The sequence below is a fragment of the Caulobacter sp. GW821-FHT11A05 genome (genome assembly GCF_058809015.1).
On record NZ_JBXASF010000022.1, the window covers coordinates 1 to 20907 of the forward strand.

Annotated in this window: 10 protein-coding genes; 6 read left to right on the top strand and 4 right to left on the bottom strand. The window is 68.8% G+C overall.

Features of this window, described 5'->3' with window-relative positions; all coding sequences use genetic code 11:
- Positions 1–85 precede the first annotated feature (85 nt).
- From AC1RSK_RS22470 to AC1RSK_RS22485, 4 genes are all read right to left on the bottom strand, one after another.
- Entirely contained in the window at positions 86–460 is a 375-nt protein-coding gene (locus tag AC1RSK_RS22470) for an endonuclease domain-containing protein (RefSeq protein WP_492909916.1), read from the bottom strand.
- Between the two features lie 86 nt (positions 461–546).
- Positions 547–1518, bottom strand: a complete 972-nt coding sequence (locus AC1RSK_RS22475; RefSeq protein ID WP_492909917.1) for a transglutaminase family protein — start codon at positions 1516–1518, stop codon at positions 547–549.
- On the bottom strand, positions 1518–2459 hold the full coding sequence (locus tag AC1RSK_RS22480; RefSeq protein ID WP_492909918.1) for an alpha-E domain-containing protein: 942 nt from the start codon (positions 2457–2459) through the stop codon (positions 1518–1520). Before AC1RSK_RS22480 ends, AC1RSK_RS22475 begins: the two co-directional genes overlap by 1 nt.
- On the bottom strand, positions 2456–3904 hold the full coding sequence (locus AC1RSK_RS22485; RefSeq protein WP_492909919.1) for a circularly permuted type 2 ATP-grasp protein: 1449 nt from the start codon (positions 3902–3904) through the stop codon (positions 2456–2458). Before AC1RSK_RS22485 ends, AC1RSK_RS22480 begins: the two co-directional genes overlap by 4 nt.
- Positions 3905–4237: 333 nt before the next feature.
- On the opposite strand from AC1RSK_RS22485, the gene AC1RSK_RS22490 reads away from it, so the two are divergent.
- The 6 genes from AC1RSK_RS22490 (at position 4238) to AC1RSK_RS22515 (ending at position 20858) form a co-directional block, all read left to right on the top strand.
- Positions 4238–6757, top strand: coding sequence for a hypothetical protein (locus tag AC1RSK_RS22490; protein ID WP_492909920.1), 2520 nt, complete (start codon positions 4238–4240; stop codon positions 6755–6757).
- Between the two features lie 137 nt (positions 6758–6894).
- Positions 6895–9423: a beta strand repeat-containing protein gene (locus AC1RSK_RS22495; RefSeq protein WP_492909921.1), complete on the top strand. Its 2529-nt coding sequence runs from the start codon at positions 6895–6897 to the stop codon at positions 9421–9423.
- A gap of 136 nt (positions 9424–9559) precedes the next feature.
- Positions 9560–12067 (top strand): beta strand repeat-containing protein, encoded by a 2508-nt coding sequence (locus AC1RSK_RS22500; protein WP_492909922.1) that lies wholly within the window; start codon positions 9560–9562, stop codon positions 12065–12067.
- 139 nt (positions 12068–12206) lie between these two features.
- Positions 12207–14711, top strand: coding sequence for a beta strand repeat-containing protein (locus tag AC1RSK_RS22505; protein ID WP_492909923.1), 2505 nt, complete (start codon positions 12207–12209; stop codon positions 14709–14711).
- 136 nt (positions 14712–14847) lie between these two features.
- Positions 14848–18159, top strand: coding sequence for a beta strand repeat-containing protein (locus AC1RSK_RS22510; protein ID WP_492909924.1), 3312 nt, complete (start codon positions 14848–14850; stop codon positions 18157–18159).
- Between the two features lie 140 nt (positions 18160–18299).
- Positions 18300–20858 carry a hypothetical protein gene (locus AC1RSK_RS22515; protein WP_492909925.1) on the top strand — a complete coding sequence of 853 codons (2559 nt, stop codon included), beginning with the start codon at positions 18300–18302 and terminating at the stop codon, positions 20856–20858.
- Positions 20859–20907 lie beyond the last annotated feature (49 nt).

Consider the following 20907-nt stretch of genomic DNA (forward strand, 5'->3'; position numbering starts at 1 on the left):
GTCGCGGGCGGTCGCTGCTACGACCGCCCGCAATCGGCACAATGACAGATCGCAAACACACAAGGGCAGCGCCGGCTGTAGACGATTAGCGGCCCGCCGCTATCCGGATGGTCTCCAGGACCTTTTCGGTATCGTTGCCGATCTCCGAGTTCCTGAACCGGAGGACGCGATATCCGGCGATCCGCAGGCGGGCATCACGCTCCCGGTCATAGGCGCTGTCTTCGTGTGTCGGGCCGTCTGCCTCGACGATCAGCCGCGCGTCGACGCACAGGAAGTCGGCGATGTAACCGGCGATCGGAACCTGTCGCCGAAACTTCAGGCCCGCGAGCTTGCGACCTCGCAGGTGCTTCCACAGCCATGCCTCGTTGGAGGTCGGCTCTTGCCGCATCACCTTGGCGTGGATCTGGTTCCGCATCGTGAACATATGTAGAACACTGTATTGCGGAACGCTGATCGTCAAGAGCTGGCGCTGCCCTCATCCGACCCCCTTCGGGGGCCACCTTCTCCCGACAAGCGGGAGAAGGGACGCAGCTTTTGCTGCGGCTCTCACTGCTGCTGCTGTTGCTGCTGTTCCTCGCGGAAGGCGTCGACGCTGCGGCGTCTCCCGCCGCGGAAGGTCGGCCTGGGGAGGTGGAAGAATTCTGGTTCGCTGACGGCCGACCTGGCCTTGGTGACGGCCACGTCGACGGCCAGCTCGCTTTCGCTATTGCCCTTGTAGACGCCGCGGGAGGGGGGGAGGTCGCCGTAGTCCCGGCCGATGGCGACGCCGACATGGCGTTCGCCGGTCAGGATGTTGTTGGTCGGGTCGAAGCCGACCCAGCGGTGGCTGGGCAGGAAGACCTCGACCCAGGCGTGGGTGGCGTCGGGGTCGGAGCGGTCGCCCTTCTTGCGGTCGGTGAACAGATAGCCGGAGACGTAGCGGGCCGGCAGGCCCCAGTCGCGGGCAATGGTGATCATGATGTGGGCGAAGTCCTGGCAGACCCCGGCCCCGCGCTTCAAGGCCTCGTCGATGACGCTGTCGGCGCGGGTGACGCCGGGCTCATAGGCGAAGCAGGCGTAGATGGTCTGGTTCAGGTAGCGCAGGCGGCTCAACGGGTCGCGGATCTGGCTGGCCTCCAGGGCCTTGGCCTGCATGAATTCGCGCAGGGCCGGAGTCACCTGGGTAAAACCATGCGGGTGCAGGAAGTCGAAACATTCCGCCTGGGTAAAACTGCTGCGCAGCCGGTCCCATTCGCCGAGGTCGAGGTGCTCGGGCAGTTCCGGCGGCTCCTGGGTCTCGACGCAGGCGCGGGCGACGATGGTCAGCTCGTCGTGCGGCTGGGGCACGTCGAAATGGTGCACGGCGTTGCCGAAGGGGTCGATGTAGCTGAACAGCTGGGCGCGGGGTTCGAGCTCGAGGTCGAAGCTGATCAGTCGCTGGCGGATCGACTTCTGGGGCTGCATGCGCAGCTCCATGATGCTCTCGCGGATCGGCTTCTCGTAGTGGTAGCGGGTGACGTGGCGGATATCGAGCAGCATCAGGCCGGCAACCTCATCTCGAGGGGATAGGCGACGAAGGTCTGGTAGAGGGCCTCGTGGATGCGGCTGCAGTCGGCCACCACGGATGCCAGCAGGGCGGCGGCGCCGTTGGCCTCCAGTTCCTCCAGGTCGGTGAACTCCAGGCGCGAGCTGAGCCGCCCGGCCAGCCGCTCGGGCCGGCCGCGGCCGCCGAAGGCGACGTGGCTGGCGATGTCGGCCATGCTTTCCTCGATACGGGCGGTGGCGAAGCGGATCGAGCGGGGGAAGTCCTCGTCGAACAACAGGAAGTCGAGGATGTGCTTGGGCTCGATCTCGGCGGTGTAGGTGCGCAGGTAGGGCTCCAGGGCGCAGCCCATGCGCAGGACGTTCATCAGCGTGACGTGGTCCCCGGTCGGCACCGCCCCATCCCCAAACGCCGCGCGCAGCAGGCGGGCGATCAGCTGCGCCCGCTCGATGTGGACGCCCAGCATCAGGAAGCGCCAGCCCTCGCCATGGCTCATGGTGGCGTCGGCGGCCCCCTTGAACAGGTGCAGGTCGGCGATGACCTCGTGCAGGAAGGCCGAGTGGGCGCGGTCGAAGGTGCGTTCGGCGCTGCCCTCGGTGACCCGCAGGTAGAGGATGTTGAGCCGCTCCCACATCTCGGTGGTGATCTGGTCGCGCACCTGGCGGGCGTTTTCGCGGGCCCGGGCCAGGGACATGCGCACCGAGTTGGCGTCGTCATGGCCGAGGGTCAGGTTGCGGGCGGTCTCGAACAGGTTGCTGTCGGCGGCGGTGACGTCGTCGCCCAGCGCCGCCAGGGCGATGCGGGCGGTCTCGTTGGCGGCCATCGAGCGGTCGAGGGTGGCGTTGAGGGTGACGTCGGCCAGGCGGCTGACGTGCTCGGCCCGCTCCACATAGCGGCCCACCCAGTAGAGGCTGTCGGCGACGCGGGCGAGCATCATGGGTGGCTGTCTCCATTCGCCAGGACCCAGGTGTCCTTCGACCCCCCACCCTGGCTGGAGTTGACCACCAGGCTGCCCTTGCGCAGGGCGACGCGGGTCAGGGCGCCCGGCGTCACCACGATCTTCTCGCCCGACAGGATGAAGGGCCGCAGGTCGACGTGGCGGCTCTCGACCCGGCCGTCGATCAGGCAGGGGGCGGTCGACAGCTGGATGGTCGGCTGGGCGATGTAGTTGCAGGGGTCGGCCTTGATGGCGACGGCGAAGTCCTCGCGCTCCTGTTTGGAGGCGTGGGGGCCGACCAGCATGCCGTAGCCGCCGGAAGCGCCTACGGCCTTGACGACGAACTTGTCGAGGTTGGCCAGCACATGGCTCAGCTGGGCCGGCTCTCGGCAGAGGTAGGTCTCGATGTTGGGCAGGATGGCGTCTTCGCCCAGGTAGTACTGGATGATCTGCGGCACGTAGGCATAGACGGCCTTGTCGTCGGCGACGCCGGTGCCGGGGGCGTTGCAGATCACCACATTGCCGGCCCGATAGGCGTTGAACAGGCCGCCGACCCCGAGGCTGGAATCGCGGCGGAAGGTCAGGGGATCGATGTAGTCGTCATCGACCCGGCGGTAGATGACGTCGACCCGCTGCAGGCCGGTGGTCATCCGCATGTAGACCATGTTCTCGTGGATCACGAGGTCGCGGCCCTCGACCAGCGGCACGCCCATCAGCCGGGCCAGGTAGGCGTGTTCGTAGTAGGCGGAATTATAGACCCCGGGGGTCAGGACGACGACCTGGGGGTCGGCCCGCCAGTCCTGGGCCATCGACTTGAGGGTGGTCAGCAACAGGTCGGGATAGCGCTCGACCGGCCGCACGCTGGCGGCGCGGAAGGCGCCGGGGAAGGTGCGGCGGGCCGCATCCCGGTTGGCCAGCATGTAGGAGACGCCGCTGGGGACGCGCAGGTTGTCCTCCAGCACATAGAAGGCGCCGTCCTGGCCGCGGATCAGGTCGCTGCCGCAGACGTTGGCGTAGGCTTTGTGCGGCACATAGAGGTGCTGCATCTCGCGGCGGTAGCTGGGGGCGCCGAGCACCAGGTCGCGCGGCACGATGCCGTCCATCAGGATCTGCTGCTCGCCGTAGATATCGGCCAGGAACATGTTGAGGGCGCGCAGGCGCTGGGTCAGGCCGGCCTCGATGACGTCCCACTCGGCCGAGGGGATGATGCGCGGGATCAGGTCGGTGGGGATGATCCGCTCGGTGGCGGCCTCGGCGCCATAGACGGTGAAGGTGATGCCCTGCAGCAGGAACGACCGCTCCAGGGTCGACTGGCGGGCGGAAAGGTCCTCGGTCGACAGGCTGCTCAGCCGCTCGTGCATCACCGCGTAGTGGTCACGCACGCCGCTGTCGGCGTCGTACATCTCATCGAAGGCGGCGCCCGGGGTGTAGAAGGGCTGGGCCATGGGGAGGCTCTGGGTCTGCCCCTGATCTTTGGTGCGGCTATCGGCCAATTGAACTTCAGTCCCCCAGGTCACGCGGGCCGCTGACGGCCTCTCATCCAACGCATCACTAACCGGTCCGGCGCCATCGCGCGCGCGAACGGAGCGAGTCAGCGGCCGCAAAACGCCGCTGCCTGACATTTGTGCAGGCTTTGCGCGCGGTGGGAAGCGGAACGCGAGCGGTCCCCCGACGGCCCAGTTTGGGTTATCGCGGCAATAAGGAAGTCTGGTGTCTCGGCGATAACGAATTCTGGATACCGCGGTCCCGGGGGCAGCGAGCCCTCTTTGGAGAGCGCCATGACTGACTTCGCCGCAACGATCGAACTCTCGGCCCTGGACGGGACGGACGGCTTCCGGATGGAGGGCGTGGTCGCCGGAGACGTGGCCGGCTTCTCGGTCGCCTCGGCCGGGGACGTCAACGGCGATGGTATCGATGACCTGATCGTCGGCGCCCGGGGCGCCAGCCCGAACGGCGGCCAGTCCGGCTCGACCTATGTGGTGTTTGGCGCCAACGCCGGGTTCGCCGCCACGTTCAACCTGTCGGTCCTGGACGGAACCAACGGCTTCCGGATCGACGGCGAGGTCGCCGGAGACAACGCCGGCCATTCCGTCGCCTCGGCGGGGGACGTCAACGGCGACGGGATCGATGACCTGATCATCGGGGCCCGGGCCGCCGATCCCAACGGCACCTTGTCCGGCGCCGCCTATGTGGTGTTCGGCACGGCCGCCGGCTTCGCCGCCACCGTCGCGCTCTCCGCGCTTGACGGGACCGATGGCTTTCAGATCAGCGGTGAGACGCTGGGAGACGGGGCAGGCTGGTCGGTCGCCTCGGCGGGGGACATCAACGATGACGGGATCGACGACCTGCTGGTTGGGGCCCGGGGTGTCGATACGAACGGCAGCAACGCCGGCGCCAGCTATGTGGTGTTCGGAAAGGACACCGCGGTCGCCGGCGACTTCCTGGCCGAGCTCGACGTCACCGCCCTCGACGGGACCAACGGTTTCAAGATCAACGGCGTCGCCGCGCTCGACACCAGCGGCTTTTCGGTGGCCTCGGTGGGGGACGTCAACGGCGACGGCGTCGACGACCTGATCATCGGGGCTCATTTCGCCGATCCGAACGCCGCCGACACCGGCGCGAGCTATGTGGTGTTCGGGACGGCCGCGGGCTTTGCCGCCACCTTCGAACTCTCGGCCCTGGACGGCACCAACGGCTTCCGGATCGATGGCGAGGCGGCCAGCGACCAGAGCGGCTATTCGGTCGCCTCGGCCGGGGACGTCAACGGCGACGGCATCGGCGACCTGATCATCGGCGCCATCGGGGCTGATCCGATCGGCGCCTACGCGGGCGCCAGCTATGTGGTGTTCGGCACGGACGCCGGCTTCGGGGCCAGCCTGCAGCTCTCCGCCCTGAACGGAACCAATGGCTTCCGGATCAATGGCCTGGTGGCGGCCAGCGCCACCCACAACGGCTCTTCGGTCGCCTCGGCGGGGGACGTCAACGGCGATGGCTACGACGACCTGATCATCGGGGCCTACAACACCGACGCGAACGGCGTCGACTCCGGCGCGGCCTATGTGGTGTTCGGCGCCGCGGCGGGCTTCGCGGCCACCTTCGAACTCTCCAGCCTGGATGGAACCAACGGATTCCACATCAACGGCGCCCTGGCCGGGGACGTGACGGGCTGGTCGGTCGCCTCGGCCGGGGACATCAACGGCGATGGGATCGACGACCTGATCGTCGGAGCCAAGTTCGCCGACCCGAACGGCGCCAGCTCCGGCGCCAGCTATGTGGTGTACGGGATCCAGGCGGACCTGACCCGGACCGGCACGCCCCTGGCCGATATCCTGGACGGCGCCAGCGCCAACGACATCCTGTCGGGTCTCGCCGACAAGGACATCCTGCGCGGCTTCGCCGGGGTGGACCTGCTGGACGGCGGGGCCGGCAACGACCTGCTCTACGGCGGGGCCGGGATCGACGACCTGATCGGTGGCTCGGGCAACGACTGGCTGCAGGGCGATGACGGCAACGACGACCTGGCCGGCGGGACCGACAGCGACAAGCTGTTCGGCGGCCTGGGGGCGGATGCCCTGGATGGCGGCGACGACAACGACCGGCTGGACGGCGGCGACGGCATCGACACGCTGACCGGCGGCGGCGGCAATGACTACATGGATGGCGGGGCCGGGGCCGACGTGATGAGCGGCGGCCTGCTGAACGACGTCTACATCGTCGACGACGCCGGCGACCAGACGATCGAGGCGCTGAACGAGGGCTACGACATTGTCCGCACCGCCCTGGACGGCTGGGTGCTGGGCGCCAATATCGAGGCGCTGGAGCTGCAGGGCGGCGGCGACATCGACGGAACCGGCAACAGCCTGGCCAACATCATGGTCGGGAACGCCGGCGCCAACACCCTGTCAGGCGCGGTCGGCAACGACACGCTCCACGGCGGCGACGGCGACGACATCATCATCGGCGGCCTGGGCGGCGACCTGCTGCACGGTGGCGCGGGGGCGGATGCGTTTGTCGTCGCCCACGCCTTCGGGGCCGGGCTGGAGACCGATCAGATCTTTGACTTCAGCGCCGCCGAGAACGACTGGATCGACCTCTCGGCCATCGACGCCATCGCCGGCGGAGCGGACGACGCCTTCACCCTGGTCGGCGCCTTCGGCAAGCATGCGGGCGAGATGACCCTGAGCTTCGCCGGCGGGATCACCACCCTGAAGCTCGACGTCGGCGGCGACGGCAAGGCCGACTACCAGCTGAAGATCAACGGCGACGTCACCGGCGATACCGCCGGCTGGCTGTTCTAGCGGCCGTCGGCCCCGCCCGGCTCGCCCGGGCGGGGAAAGTCGTTCCAATTTATTCCACTGCCGGCCCCCGCCGATACGTGGTCTGACGGAGCTCAAATCGGGGAGCCAACGGGGCCAGATCCGACAGGAGCTCCCCCATGCCCTTTGCCGCCACGATCGAACTCAGCGCCCTGGATGGGACCACCGGCTTCAAGATCAGCGGCGCGGTGGCGGGCGATAGCAGCGGCTGGGCGGTCGCTTCGGCCGGGGACGTCAACGGCGACGGCATCGACGACCTGATCATCGGGGCCAGGTACGCCGACCCGAACGGGGGCAACTCCGGCGCCAGCTATGTGGTGTTCGGCAGCGCCGCAGGCTTCGCGGCCAACCTCGACTTGAGCGCCCTCAACGGGACCAACGGCTTCCGGATCAGCGGCGTGGCGGCGGGCGACCAGAGCGGCGTCTCGGTGGCCTCGGCCGGGGACGTCAACGGCGACGGCATCGACGACCTGATCGTCGGGGCCCGGTACGCCGATCCGAACGCGGTGAACGACGCCGGCGCCAGCTACGTGGTGTTCGGCAGCGCCGCGGGCTTCGCGGCCAACCTCGATCCGGCCACCCTGAATGGTGTTGGCGGCTTCAAGATCAGCGGCGTGGCCGTGGAAGGTCAGAGCGGCTTCTCGGTGGCCTCGGCGGGGGACGTCAACGGCGACGGGGTGGGCGACCTGATCATCGGGGCCAGGTACGCCGACCCGAACGCCGTGCCCAATTCCGGCGCCAGCTATGTGGTGTTCGGCAACGCGGCGGGCTTTGCGGCCAACCTCGACTTGAGCGCCCTCAACGGGACCAACGGCTTCCGGATCAGCGGCGTGGGGCCGGGCGAGCGCAGCGGCGAATCGGTGGCCTCGGCCGGCGACGTCAACGGCGATGGCTTCGGCGATCTGATCATCGGGGCCGCCAACGCCGACCCGAACGGGGTGAACAATGCCGGCGCCAGCTATGTGGTGTTCGGCGCCGCCGCCGGCTTCGCGGCCAATCTCGACCTGAGCGCCCTGAATGGATCGAACGGCTTCCGGATCGAGGGCGCGGTGGCGAACGACTACAGCGGCATCTCCGTGGCCGCGGCGGGAGACGTCAACGGCGACGGCCTGGGCGACGTGATCGTCGGCGCCTGGTTCGCCGATCCGAACGCGCGGAACGGCGCCGGCGCCAGCTATGTGGTGTTCGGCGCCGCCTCGGGCTTCGCGGCCAGTCTCAACCTGGGCGCTCTGGACGGAACCAATGGCTTCCGGATCAGCGGCGCGGTCGCGGGCGACCTGAGCGGCGTTTCCGTGGCCTCGGCCGGGGACGTCAACGGCGATGGCGTCGACGACCTGATCGTCGGGGCCAGGGGCGCCGACCCGAACGCGCAGTCCAGCGCCGGGGCCAGCTATGTGGTGTTCGGCCGGGACACGGGCACCGAGGGCGGCTTCGCGGCCAACCTCGACCTGAATACCCTGGACGGGACCAACGGCTTCCGGATCAACGGCGTGACGGACGGTGACCAGAGCGGCGTCTCGGTGGCCTCGGCCGGGGACGTCAACGGCGACGGCGTCGACGACCTGATCATCGGGGCCGTGAACGCCGACCCCGGGGGGTTACCCAACGCCGGCGCCAGCTATGTGCTCTTCGGCATCGCCGACCCGGTCAGCTTCACCGGCACGGCGGCGAACGACACCCGGCGCGGCAGCGTGGTGGCCGACAGCCTGCAGGGCCAGGACGGCAACGACGTGCTGCGCGGCCTGGCCGGCGACGACATCCTGGACGGCGGCGCGATGGGCGATGTCCTGTACGGCGGCGATGGGGCGGACGACCTGATCGGCGGCGACGGCGGCGATGTGCTGAACGGCGACGACGGGGATGACCAGATCGACGGCGGCACGGGTCATGACAAGCTGAACGGCGGCCTTGGCGCGGATGTCCTGATCGGCGGCCTGGGCAACGACCGCTTTGACGGCGGCGTCGGCATCGACAGCCTGACCGGCGGGGCCGGCAATGACTACCTCGACGGCGGCGTGGGCGCCGACATGATGACCGGCGGGACCGAGAACGACATCTACATCGTCGACGCCGCCGGCGACCAGACGGTCGAGGCCCTGAACGAAGGCTACGACATCGTCCGCACCGCGCTGGACGGCTGGGTGCTGGGCGCCAACCTGGAGGGGCTGGAGCTGCAGGGCTCGGGCGACCTCTCCGGGTCCGGCAACGGCGGGGCCAACAACATCCAGGGCAACAGCGGCGCCAACAGCCTGGACGGCGGGGCCGGCAACGACACGCTGAACGGCAACGACGGCGACGACACCATCGTCGGCGGCCTGGGTGGCGACCTCATGCGCGGCGGCATCGGGGCGGATGCTTTCGTCGTCGCCCACGCCTTCGGGGCCGGAATGGAAACCGACCAGATCTTCGATTTCAGCGCCGCCGAGAACGATTGGATCGACCTGTCGGCCATCGACGCCATCGCCGGCGGGGCCGACGACGCCTTCACCCTGGTCGGCGCCTTCGGCAAGCATGCCGGCGAGATGACCCTGAGCTTCGCCGGTGGAATCACCACCCTGAAGCTCGACGTCGGCGGCGACGGCAAGGCCGACTACCAGCTGAAGATCAACGGCGACGTCACCGGCGACAGCGCAGGCTGGCTGTTCTAGCGGCGGCCGATCCCGTCCGGCTCGCCCGGGCGGGGAAACTCGTTCCAATTTATTCCACTGCCGGGCCCGGCCCATCCATGCTTTGAGGGTGCTCAAATCGGGGGGTCGATGGGGCCGCACTCCGATGGGAGCCCCCATGGCCTTTGCCGCAACGATCGACCTTGCCGCCCTCGACGGGACCACCGGCTTCCGCATCACCGGCGCGGCGGCGGGCAACCAAAGCGGCATCTCAGTGGCCTCGGCGGGGGACGTCAACGGCGACGGCATCGATGACCTGATCATCGGGGCGATTACCGCCGATCCGAACGGAGTCGTCGACGCCGGCGCCAGCTATGTGGTGTTCGGCAGCGCCGCCGGCTTCGCAGCCGACCTCAACCTGGCCGCCCTGGATGGGACCAATGGTTTCCGCATCAACGGCGCGGCGACGCTCGACCGCAGCGGCCTCACGGTGGCCTCGGGGGACGTCAACGGCGACGGGATCGGCGACCTGATCATCGGAGCCCAGGGGGCCAACGCCAACGGAACCGACTCCGGCGCCGTCTATGTGGTGTTCGGCAAGGATACGGCCGTCGCCGGAGCCTTCGCGGCCGACCTCAGCCTGAGCGCCCTGAACGGAACCACCGGCTTCCGGATCAGCGGCGCGGGGACCAACCAGCAGATCGGCGATGCGGTCGCCTCGGCCGGGGACATCAACGGCGACGGCTACGACGACGTGATTGTCGGACGCTTCACCTCGGGGGGGACCTATCAGACTGGCGTCAGCTATGTGGTGTTCGGCAAGGACCCGGCGGTCTCCGGGCCCATTGCCAACCTCAGCCTGGCCGCCCTGAACGGAACCAACGGCTTCCGGATCACCGGCGCGGTTTACGACCTCAGCGGCTATTCCGTCGCCGCGGCGGGGGACGTCAACGGCGATGGCCTGGACGACCTGCTCATCGGCGCGATCCACGGCGGCTTTGCGATCAACGGCTTCCAGTCCGGCTCCAGCTATGTGGTATTCGGCAAGGATACGGCCGTCGACGGGGCCTTCGCGACCGACCTCAACCTGGCCGCGCTGAACGGAACGGACGGCTTCCGGATCGACGGCGAGGCGGAGTACGACTTCAGCGGATCCTCGGTCGCTTCGGCGGGGGACGTCAACGGCGACGGCATCGGCGACCTGATCATCGGGGCCAGGGACGCCAGCCCGAACGGCGTCTACTCCGGCGCCAGCTTTGTGGTGTTCGGCAGCGCCGCCGGCTTCGCGGCCAGCCTGGACCTGGGCGACCTGGACGGGACCAACGGCTTCCAGATCAGCGGCGTGGCGACGCTCGACCGCGGCCAGGAGGTGGCCTCGGCGGGAGACGTCAACGGCGACGGCATCGGCGACCTGATCATCGGCGTCCGGAACGCCGACCCGAACGGAGGCGACTCCGGTTCCAGCTATGTGGTGTTCGGCCGCACCACGGGCTTCGCGGCCAACCTCGACTTGAGTTCCCTGAATGGAACGGACGGCTTCCGGATCAACGGCCTGGCGGGGGGCGACCTCAGCGGCTGGAGCGTGTCCTCGGCCGGCGACGTCAACGGCGACGGGGTTGACGACCTGATCATCGGCGCCCCGAGCGCCAACGCGAACGGGGCCGATTCCGGCGCCAGCTATGTGATCTTCGGCATCCCTGACTCCATCAGCTTCACCGGCGGCGCCGGCGACGACACGCGCAACGGCGGGACGCTCGCCGACAGCCTGTCCGGCGGCGGCGGCAAAGACAGGCTGAACGGGCTGGGCGGGGACGACACCCTCGACGGCGGCGACAGCAACGACGTCCTCAGCGGCGGTGACGGGGCGGACGACCTGCTCGGCGGCCTGGGCGGCGATACGCTGTTCGGCGACGCCGGCGCCGATGAGCTGTCGGGCGGCGACGGGGCGGACAAGCTCTACGGCGGCGTCGGGGCCGACCAGCTGAACGGCGGGACCGGCAACGATCGCATGGACGGCGAGAGCGACATCGACACCCTCACCGGCGGGGCGGGCAACGACTACATGGACGGCGGCCTCGGGGCCGACATCATGACCGGCGGGACCGACAACGACGTCTACATCGTCGACGACGCCGGCGACCAGACCATCGAGGTCGCGGGCGAGGGTTACGACATCGTCCGCACCACCCTCTCCTGGGCCCTGGCCGACAACATCGAGGCGCTCGAACTGCAGGGCGCCACGAACGCCGACGGCACGGGCAACGCCGGGGCCAACAACCTGCAGGGCAACAGCGGAAGCAACACCCTCTCGGGTCTGGCCGGTGTCGATACCCTCAACGGCAATGGCGGCGACGACATCATCATCGGCGGCGAGGCCAACGATCTGCTGCGCGGCGGCCTGGGGGCCGACACCTTCCTGGTCGGCCACGCCTTCAGCGGCGCCCTGGAGACCGATCAGGTCTATGACTTCTCGACCCTCGAGGGCGACCGCCTCGACCTCACCGGCGCCTTCGCCGGCGTGATCGCCAAGGTCTCGGCCTTCACCCACACGGCCGGCGAGATGACCCTGACCCATGCCGCCGGCATCACCACCGTGCGCCTCGACATCGACGGCAACGGCGTCGCCGAGTACCAGATGAAGATCAATGGCGACGTCACCGGCGACACCGCCGGCTGGCTGCTCTAGCGGGGTCGCCGGCCCCGCCCGGCTCGTCCGGGCGGGGAAAATCGTTCCAATTTATTCCACTGCCGGGCCCGGCCCATCCATGCTTTGAGGGTGCTCAAATCGGGGAGGCGACGGGGCCGCATCCGACAGGAGCGCTCCGATGGCCTTTGCCGCCACACTCGACATCAGCACCCTCGACGGGACCACCGGCTTCCAGATCACCGGCGAGGTGGGAGGCGACATGGCCGGCTATTCCGTCGCCTCGGCGGGGGACATCAACGGCGATGGCATCGACGACCTGATCGTCGGGGCCAGGAACGCCGACCCCAGTGGCCTCTCCTCCGGCGCCAGCTATGTGGTGTTCGGCAGCGCCGCGGGCTTCCCGGCCAACATCGACCTGAACGCCCTCGACGGAACCAACGGCTTCCAGATCAGCGGCCGGGCGGCGAGCGACCAGAGCGGTTGGGCGGTGGCCTCGGCGGGGGACGTCAACGGCGACGGCATCGGCGACCTGATCATCGGGGCCCTCCGCGGCTATGGGAACGTGCTCTATTCCGGCGCCAGCTACGTGGTGTTCGGCAGGGACACCGCGACCCTCGGCGACTTCGCCGCCGACTTCGACCTCTCCACCCTGGATGGAACCAATGGCTTCCGGATCAGCGGCGTGGCGGCGAACGACTGGAGCGGCTTCTCGGTCGCCTCGGCGGGCGACGTCAACGGCGACGGCGTCGACGACGTGATCGTCGGCGCCCCGCGCGCCACGCCCAACGGCCTCTATAGCGGCGCCAGCTATGTGGTGTTCGGCAGGGACACCGCGACCCTCGGGGCCTTCGCGGCCGACATCGACCTTTCCGCCCTCGACGGAACCAACGGCTTCCAGCTCAATGGCGCGACGGGCGTCCAAAGCGGCTTCTCGGTGGCCTCGGCGGGGGATGTCAACAGCGACGGCGTCGACGACCTGATCATCGGGGCGCACCGCCGCGACAGCTACAGAGGCGCCAGCTATGTGGTGTTCGGCAAGGACACCGCGGTGGCCGGAACGTTCGCGGCCGACATCGAACTCGACGCCCTGAACGGAACGGACGGATTCCGGATCGATGGCGCGGCGACGGGCGATACCAGCGGCATTTCGGTGGCCTCGGCCGGAGACGTCAACGGCGATGGCGTCGATGACCTGATCATCGGCGCCACGTACGCCGCCACCTACGCCGGGTCCAGCTATGTCGTGTTCGGCAAGAACACGGCGGTCGGCGGGGCCTTCACGGCCAGCCTGAACCTGGGCGCCCTGGATGGAAGCAATGGCTTCAAGATCACCGGCGTCTGGGGCGGTGACTACAGCGGCTGGTCGGTGGCCTCGGCCGGTGACGTCAACGGCGACGGCATCGGCGACCTGGTCGTCGGGGCCCCCTTCGCCGACCCGAACGGGGTGTCCATGGCCGGCTCCAGCTATGTGGTGTTCGGCAAGAACACGGCCACCGACGGGGCCTTCGCGGCCAACCTGAACCCCGGCGACCTGAACGGGACCAACGGCTTCCGGATCGATGGCGTGACGCTCAACGACCGGATCGGTGTCAGGGTGGCCTCGGCGGGAGACGTCAATGACGACGGCGTCGACGACCTGATCATCGGCTCCTCGGCCCCCGGCGCCGGCGCCGGCTATGTGGTCTTCGGCATCTCCGGCGTGGTCAGCTTCACGGGCTCGGCGGCGAACGATACCCGCGACGGCGGCGCCCTGAATGACAGCCTGTCCGGCGGCGGCGGCAACGATGTGCTCAACGGCCTGGCCGGCGACGACCTGCTGGACGGCGGCGATCTGAGCGACATCCTGCACGGCGGGGCGGGGGCGGACGACCTGCTGGGCGGCCTGGGCGGCGATATTCTCTACGGCGACGACGGCGCGGATGAACTCAACGGCGGCGATGGGGCCGACAAGCTCTATGGCGGCATCGGAGCCGACCAGCTGAACGGCGGGACCGGCAACGACCGCATGGACGGCGAGAGCGACATCGACACCCTGACCGGCGGTGCGGGCAACGACTACATGGACGGCGGCCTCGGGGCCGACATCATGACAGGCGGGACCGACAACGACGTCTACATCGTCGATAACGCCGCCGATCAGACCATCGAGGTGGCCGGCGAGGGCTATGACATCGTCCGCACCACCCTCTCCTGGACCCTGGCCGACAACATCGAGGCGCTCGAACTGCAGGGCGCCACGAACGCCGACGGCACGGGCAACGCCGGGGCCAACAACCTGCAGGGCAACAGCGGAAGCAACACCCTCTCGGGTCTGGCCGGTGTCGATACCCTCAACGGCAATGGCGGCGACGACATCATCATCGGCGGCGAGGCCAACGATCTGCTGCGCGGCGGCGCGGGGGCCGACACCTTCCTGGTCGGCCACGCCTTCAGCGGCGCCCTGGAGACCGATCAGGTCTATGACTTCTCGACCCTCGAGGGCGACCGCCTCGACCTCACCGGCGCCTTCGCCGGCGTGATCGCCAAGGTCTCGGCCTTCACCCACACGGCTGGCGAGATGACCCTGACCTATGCTGCCGGCATCACCACCGTGCGCCTCGACATCGACGGCAACGGCGTCGCCGAGTACCAGATGAAGATCAACGGCGACGTCACCGGCGACACCGCCGGCTGGCTGCTCTAGCGGGGTCGCCGGCCCCGCCCGGCTCGCTCAACCGGGAAGATCGTTCCAATTTATTCCACTGCCGGGCCCTGCCTGTCCGTGCTCAGAGTGGGGTCAAATCGGCGGCCGACGGGGCCAGGACCGACAGGAGCTCCCCATGGCCTTCGCCGCCACGATCAGTCTCGCCGCCCTCGACGGGACCAACGGCTTCCGCATCAGCGGCGCGGAGCCGGGCGATGTGAGCGGCTGGTCGGTCGCCTCGGCGGGGGACGTCAACGGCGACGGCATAGACGACGTGATTGTCGCGACCCGGTTCGGCGACAGCTATGTGGTGTTCGGTAGCAGCGCGGGCTTCGCGGCCAACCTCGACCTTGGCGCCCTGAACGGAACCAACGGCTTCAAGATCAGCGGCCTGGCCGGCCAGTCGGTCGCTTCGGCGGGAGACGTCAACGGCGACGGCGTCGACGACATCATCATCGGGGCTGCCGGCAGTGGGAGTTGGTCCGTCTTTGTGGTGTTCGGGAAGGATACGGCCACCGACGGAGCCTTCCTGGCCAACCAGGCCGTTGGCGCCTGGACAACCCCGGGCTTCTACATCAACGGTGCAGCGCCGGGCCACACCTTGGGCAGCTCGGTGGCCTCGGCGGGCGACGTCAACGGCGATGGCCTGGACGATCTGATCATCGGGGCTCCGTACGCCGATCCGAGCGGCTACGGCGCCAGCTATGTCGTGTTCGGCAACGTGTGGGGCTTCGGGTCCTACCTCGAGCTTGGCGACCTCGACGGAACCAATGGCTTCAAGATCGTCGGCGCGGCGGGGCAACACCTCAGCGGCTGGTCAGTGGCTTCGGCGGGCGACGTCAACGGCGATGGCCTGGGCGACCTCATCATCGCCGCGCCCGGCGCCGGCGACAGCGGCGCCAGCTATGTGGTGTTCGGCAAGGATACGGTCGCCGACGGGGCTTTCGCCGCCGAGCTGAGCTTGAGCGCCCTGGACGGAACCAACGGCTTCCGTATCCTCGGCGAGGCGACGAACTGGAGGGGCTACTCGGTCGCTTCGGCCGGTGACGTCAACGGTGACGGCTTGGGCGACCTGATCGTCGGCGCCCCCCGCGCCAGCCCGAATGGCGCTTCGTCCGGCGCCAGCTATGTGGTGTTCGGCAGCGCCGCGGGCTTCTCGGCCGACCTGTACCTGAGCGCCCTTGACGGAACCAACGGCTTCCGGATCAACGGCGGCGCGGGGCACGGCTACAGCGGCTGGTCAGTCGCCTCGGCGGGTGACGTCAACGGCGACGGCGTCGGCGACCTGATCGTCGGCGCTCCGGAGACCTCCCCGAACGGCGGCTTCTCCGGCGCCAGCTACGTGGTGTTCGGCAAGGATACGGCCACCGACGGGGCCTTCCTGGCCAACCTCGACCTGAGCGCCCTGGACGGAAGCGACGGTTTCCGGATCGATGGCGCGGCGGCCCTCGACCAGAGCGGTTCGTCGGTCGCCGCGGCGGGAGACGTCAACGGCGACGGCATCGACGACCTGATCGTCGGGGCCTTTCTTGCCGATCCGAACGGCGCCAGTTCCGGCGCCAGCTATGTGATCTTCGGACGCGCCGATGCGGTCAGCTTCGTCGGCACGGCCGGGAACGACACCCGGCGCGGCAGCGTGCTGGCCGACAGCCTGCAGGGCCTGGGCGGCAACGACCTGCTTCGCGGCCTGGCCGGCGACGACCTGCTGGACGGCGGGACCGGCGCGGACACCCTCGACGGCGGCCTGGGGGCCGACGTGATGAGCGGCGGGACCGAGAACGACATCTATATCGTCGACAGCCTGGGAGACCAGACCATCGAGAACGCCGGCCAGGGCAGCGACACCGTCCGCACCGCCCTCGACGGCTGGGTGCTGGCCGCCAATCTCGAGAAGCTGGAGCTGCAGGGCTCGGCCGCCCTCTCCGGAACCGGCAACAGCCTGGCCAACACCCTGCTGGGCAACAGCGGGGACAACACCCTGTCCGGCCTGGCTGGCGTCGACACCCTCGACGGCGGCCTGGGGGCCGACGTGATGAGTGGCGGGACCGAGAACGACACCTATTTCGTCGACAACCTGGGCGACCAGACCATCGAGCTCGCCGGCCAGGGCATCGACACCGTCCGCGCCACGATCGACTGGGTGCTCGGCGCCGACTTCGAGGTGCTCTACCTGCTGGGCTCGGCGGGCCTCTCCGGAACCGGTAGCAACCTGGACAACCTTCTGTACGGCAACAGCGGCGCCAACACCCTGTACGGCCTGGGCGGCGTCGACATCCTCGACGGCGGCCTGGGGGCCGACGTGATGAGCGGCGGGACCGGCAACGACACCTATATCGTCGAGAACCTCGGCGACCAGACCATCGAGAGCGCCAACCAAGGCCACGACACCGTCCGCACGGCCCTCGACGGCTGGGTGCTCAGCGCCAACCTCGAGGTGCTCTATATGGAGGGCTCGGCGGGCCTCTCCGGGACCGGCAACAGCGGCGCCAACCTGTTGCGGGGCAACAGCGGGGCGAACACCCTGTACGGCCTGGCCGGCGGCGACACCCTCGACGGCGGCCTGGGGGCCGACGTGATGATCGGCGGGACCGAGAACGACATCTATATCGCCGACAACCTGGGCGATCAGACCCTCGAGAACGCCGGCGAAGGCGTCGACATCGTCCGCACCGCCCTCGAGGGCTGGGCGCTCGGCGCCAACATCGAGACGCTGGAACTGCAGGGCTCGGCCAACCTCTCCGGAAGCGGCAACAGCCTGAACAACACTCTGAAGGGCAACAGCGGCGCCAACACCCTGTACGGCCAGGCCGGCGGCGACGTCCTCGACGGCGGCCTGGGGGCCGACGTGATGGTCGGCGGGACCGAGGACGACACCTACCTCGTCGACAACCTGGGCGACCAGACCATCGAGAACATCGGGGAAGGCTCCGACAGGGTTCAGACCGCCCTCGACGGCTGGGTGCTCGGCGCCAACATCGAGGTGCTCCTGCTGACGGGCTCGGCGGGCCTCTCCGGAAGCGGCAACGGCCTGGCCAACACCCTGTACGGCAACAGCGGCGCCAACACCCTGTACGGTCTGGCCGGCGTCGACGCGATCTTCGGCTACAACGGCAACGACATCATCGTTGGCGGCCTGGGCGACGACGTCATGGCTGGCGGCGCCGGGGCGGATGTGTTCGTCGTCGACCACGCCTTCGCCGCCGGACTGGAGACCGACACCATCTCCGACTTCAGCACCGCCCAGGGCGACATCCTCGACCTGTCCGGGGCCTACGGCGGCACGCTCGCCATCGTCTCGGCCTTCACGGGCGCCGCCGGCCAGATGACCCTGGCCTACGCCAGCGGCCAGACCACCGTCAGGCTGGACGTCGACGGCAACGGGGTGGCGGAGTACCAGCTCAAGATCAACGGCGACGTCACCGGCCAGACCGCCGGCTGGCTGCTCTAGCGGCGTAGCCGGCCCCGCCCGGCTCGCCCGGGCGGGGAAAATCGTTCCAATTTATTCCACTGCCGGAGCCGGCGTATCCGTGTTCTGAGGATGCTCAAATCGGGGGGCCAACGGGGGCCGGCTCCGACAGGAGCTCTCCCATGCCCTTTGCCGCCACGATCAACCTCGGCGCCCTCGACGAGGCCACCGGCTTCAAGATCAACGGGGAGGCCATGACCGACCTGAGCGGTTGGATCACCGCCTCGGCGGGGGACGTCAACGGCGACGGCATCGATGATCTGATGATCTCGACCTGGTGGGCCGACCCGAACGGGAGCAAATCGGGCGCCAGCTATGTGGTGTTCGGCAGGGATACGGCGGTCGTCGGAAATTTCGCGGCGAACCTGAACCTGAACGCCCTGGACGGCAGCAACGGCTTCAAGCTCAGCGGCGTGACCACAAACGAGTATAGCGGCTACTCATCCGCCTCGGCGGGCGACGTCAACGGCGACGGCATCGACGACCTGATCATCGGAGCCATGGGCGTCGGTGCGAACGGAGCCAGCTATGTTGTGTTCGGCAAGGATACGGCCGCCACCGGGCCGTTCGCGGCGAACCTGACCCTGAGCGCGCTGAACGGAACCAACGGCTTCCGGATCATCGGCGCGTCGGCGGGCGAAACCAGCGGCCGCGCGGTCGCCTCGGCGGGGGACATCAACGGTGACGGCGTCGACGACCTGATCATTGGGGCCATCACCGCAGCCCCGAACGGACGGTCCGCCGCGGGCGCCAGCTATGTGGTGTTCGGCAAGGAGACGGCCGTGGCCGGGGCTTTCGCGAGCGATCTTGATCTGAGCGCGCTGGACGGAACCAATGGCTTCCGGATCGACGGCGCGACGTCGGGCGATTTCAGCGGCAATTCGGTCGCCTCGGCGGGCGACATCAACGGCGACGGCGTCGACGATCTGATCATCGGGGCCTCGGCCGCCGACCCGAACGGCGTCAGCTTCGCCGGCGCCAGCTATGTGGTGTTCGGCAAGGACACGGCCACGGCTGGGGCCTTCGCCGCCAACCTGGACCTTGCCGCCCTGGACGGGACCAATGGCTTCCGGATCAGCGGCGCGGCGACAGACGACCAGCTTGGCCGCTCGGTGGCCTCGGCGGGTGACGTCAACGGCGACGGGATCGATGACCTGATCGTCGGGGCGTACACCGTCGCTGTGAACGGAGCAAACGCCGGCGCCAGCTATGTGGTGTTCGGCAAGAACACCGCCATCGCCGGAGCCTTCGCCGCCGACTTGAACCCGGTCGCCCTGGACGGAACCAACGGCTTCCGCATCCTTGGCCTGTCGGCGAATGACGGGGCCGGCCGACGGGTGGCCTCGGCGGGAGATGTCAACGGAGACGGCATCGACGACCTGATCATCGGGGCCGCGGGCGTCGACCCGAACGGCGTCAACGGCGCCGGCGCCAGCTATGTGGTCTTCGGCAAGGCGACCGGCTTCACCGCCGACCTCGACCTGAGCGCCCTGGACGGAACGGACGGCTTCCGGATCGATGGCGCCCTTGAGCTCGATTCGGCCGGTTTCTCGGTGGCTTCGGCCGGGGATGTCAACGGCGACGGCGTCGACGACCTGATCATCGGGGCCGTCGGCGCCGACCCGAACGCGATCAGCTCCGCCGGCGCCAGCTACGTGATCTACGGCCGTGTCGGCTTCACTGGCACGGCGGCGAACGAGGCCCGCACCGGCGGGGCATCGCATGACAGCTTGAGCGGGCTGGACGGCAACGACGTGCTCAGCGGCATGGCCGGCGACGACGTCCTGGATGGCGGGGCGATGAGCGATGTCCTGTCCGGCGGCGACGGGGCGGACGACCTGCTGGGCGGATCGGGCGGCGATGTGCTGAACGGCGATGACGGCGATGACCAGATCGACGGCGGCGTCGGGGCCGACAAGCTGTACGGCGGAACCGGGGCCGACAGCCTGACCGGAGGCCTGGGCAACGACCGCATGGAAGGCGGCGACGACAACGACAGCCTGACCGGCGGCGACGGCAACGACACCCTCGACGGCGGCGACGGCGAAGACACCCTCACCGGCGGCCTGGGCAACGACGTCTACATCCTCCACCCGAACGACTACGACGTCATCGTCGAAGCGGCCGGCGAGGGCTACGACATCATCCGCACCGACCGCGAACTGACCATGTTCGACAACGTCGAGGGCGCCGAGCTGACCGGAAGCGACCACGTCGGCGTCTACGGCAACAGCCTGTCGAACAATATCCAGGGCAACAGCGGCGAGAACCTGCTGCAGGGCAATGCCGGCGTCGATACCCTCAACGGCAACGACGGCGATGACCGCATCGTCGGCGGCGTCGGCAACGACCTGCTGCGCGGCGGGATCGGCCGGGACGAGTTCTTCATCTTCCAGGAAAGCCTCGGCCGCCCGACCCTGGAGACCGACCAGATCTACGACTTCTCGACCGCCGAGGGCGACCTCATCTACCTGTCCGCCATCGACGCTATCGCCGGCGGAAGCGACGACGCCTTCACCTATGTCGGGACCACCTTCACCAAGCACGCCGGCGAGATGACCCTGACCTTCGCGGGCGGGATCACCACCCTGCGGCTCGATCAGAACGGCGACGGCAAGGCCGACTATCAGCTGAAGATCAACGGCGATGTCACCGGCGAGAGCGGGGATTGGGTGCTCTGAACCGGCAATAGTGCAAACTATGTACACTGCCGGGCGCGCGTGTCGGTGA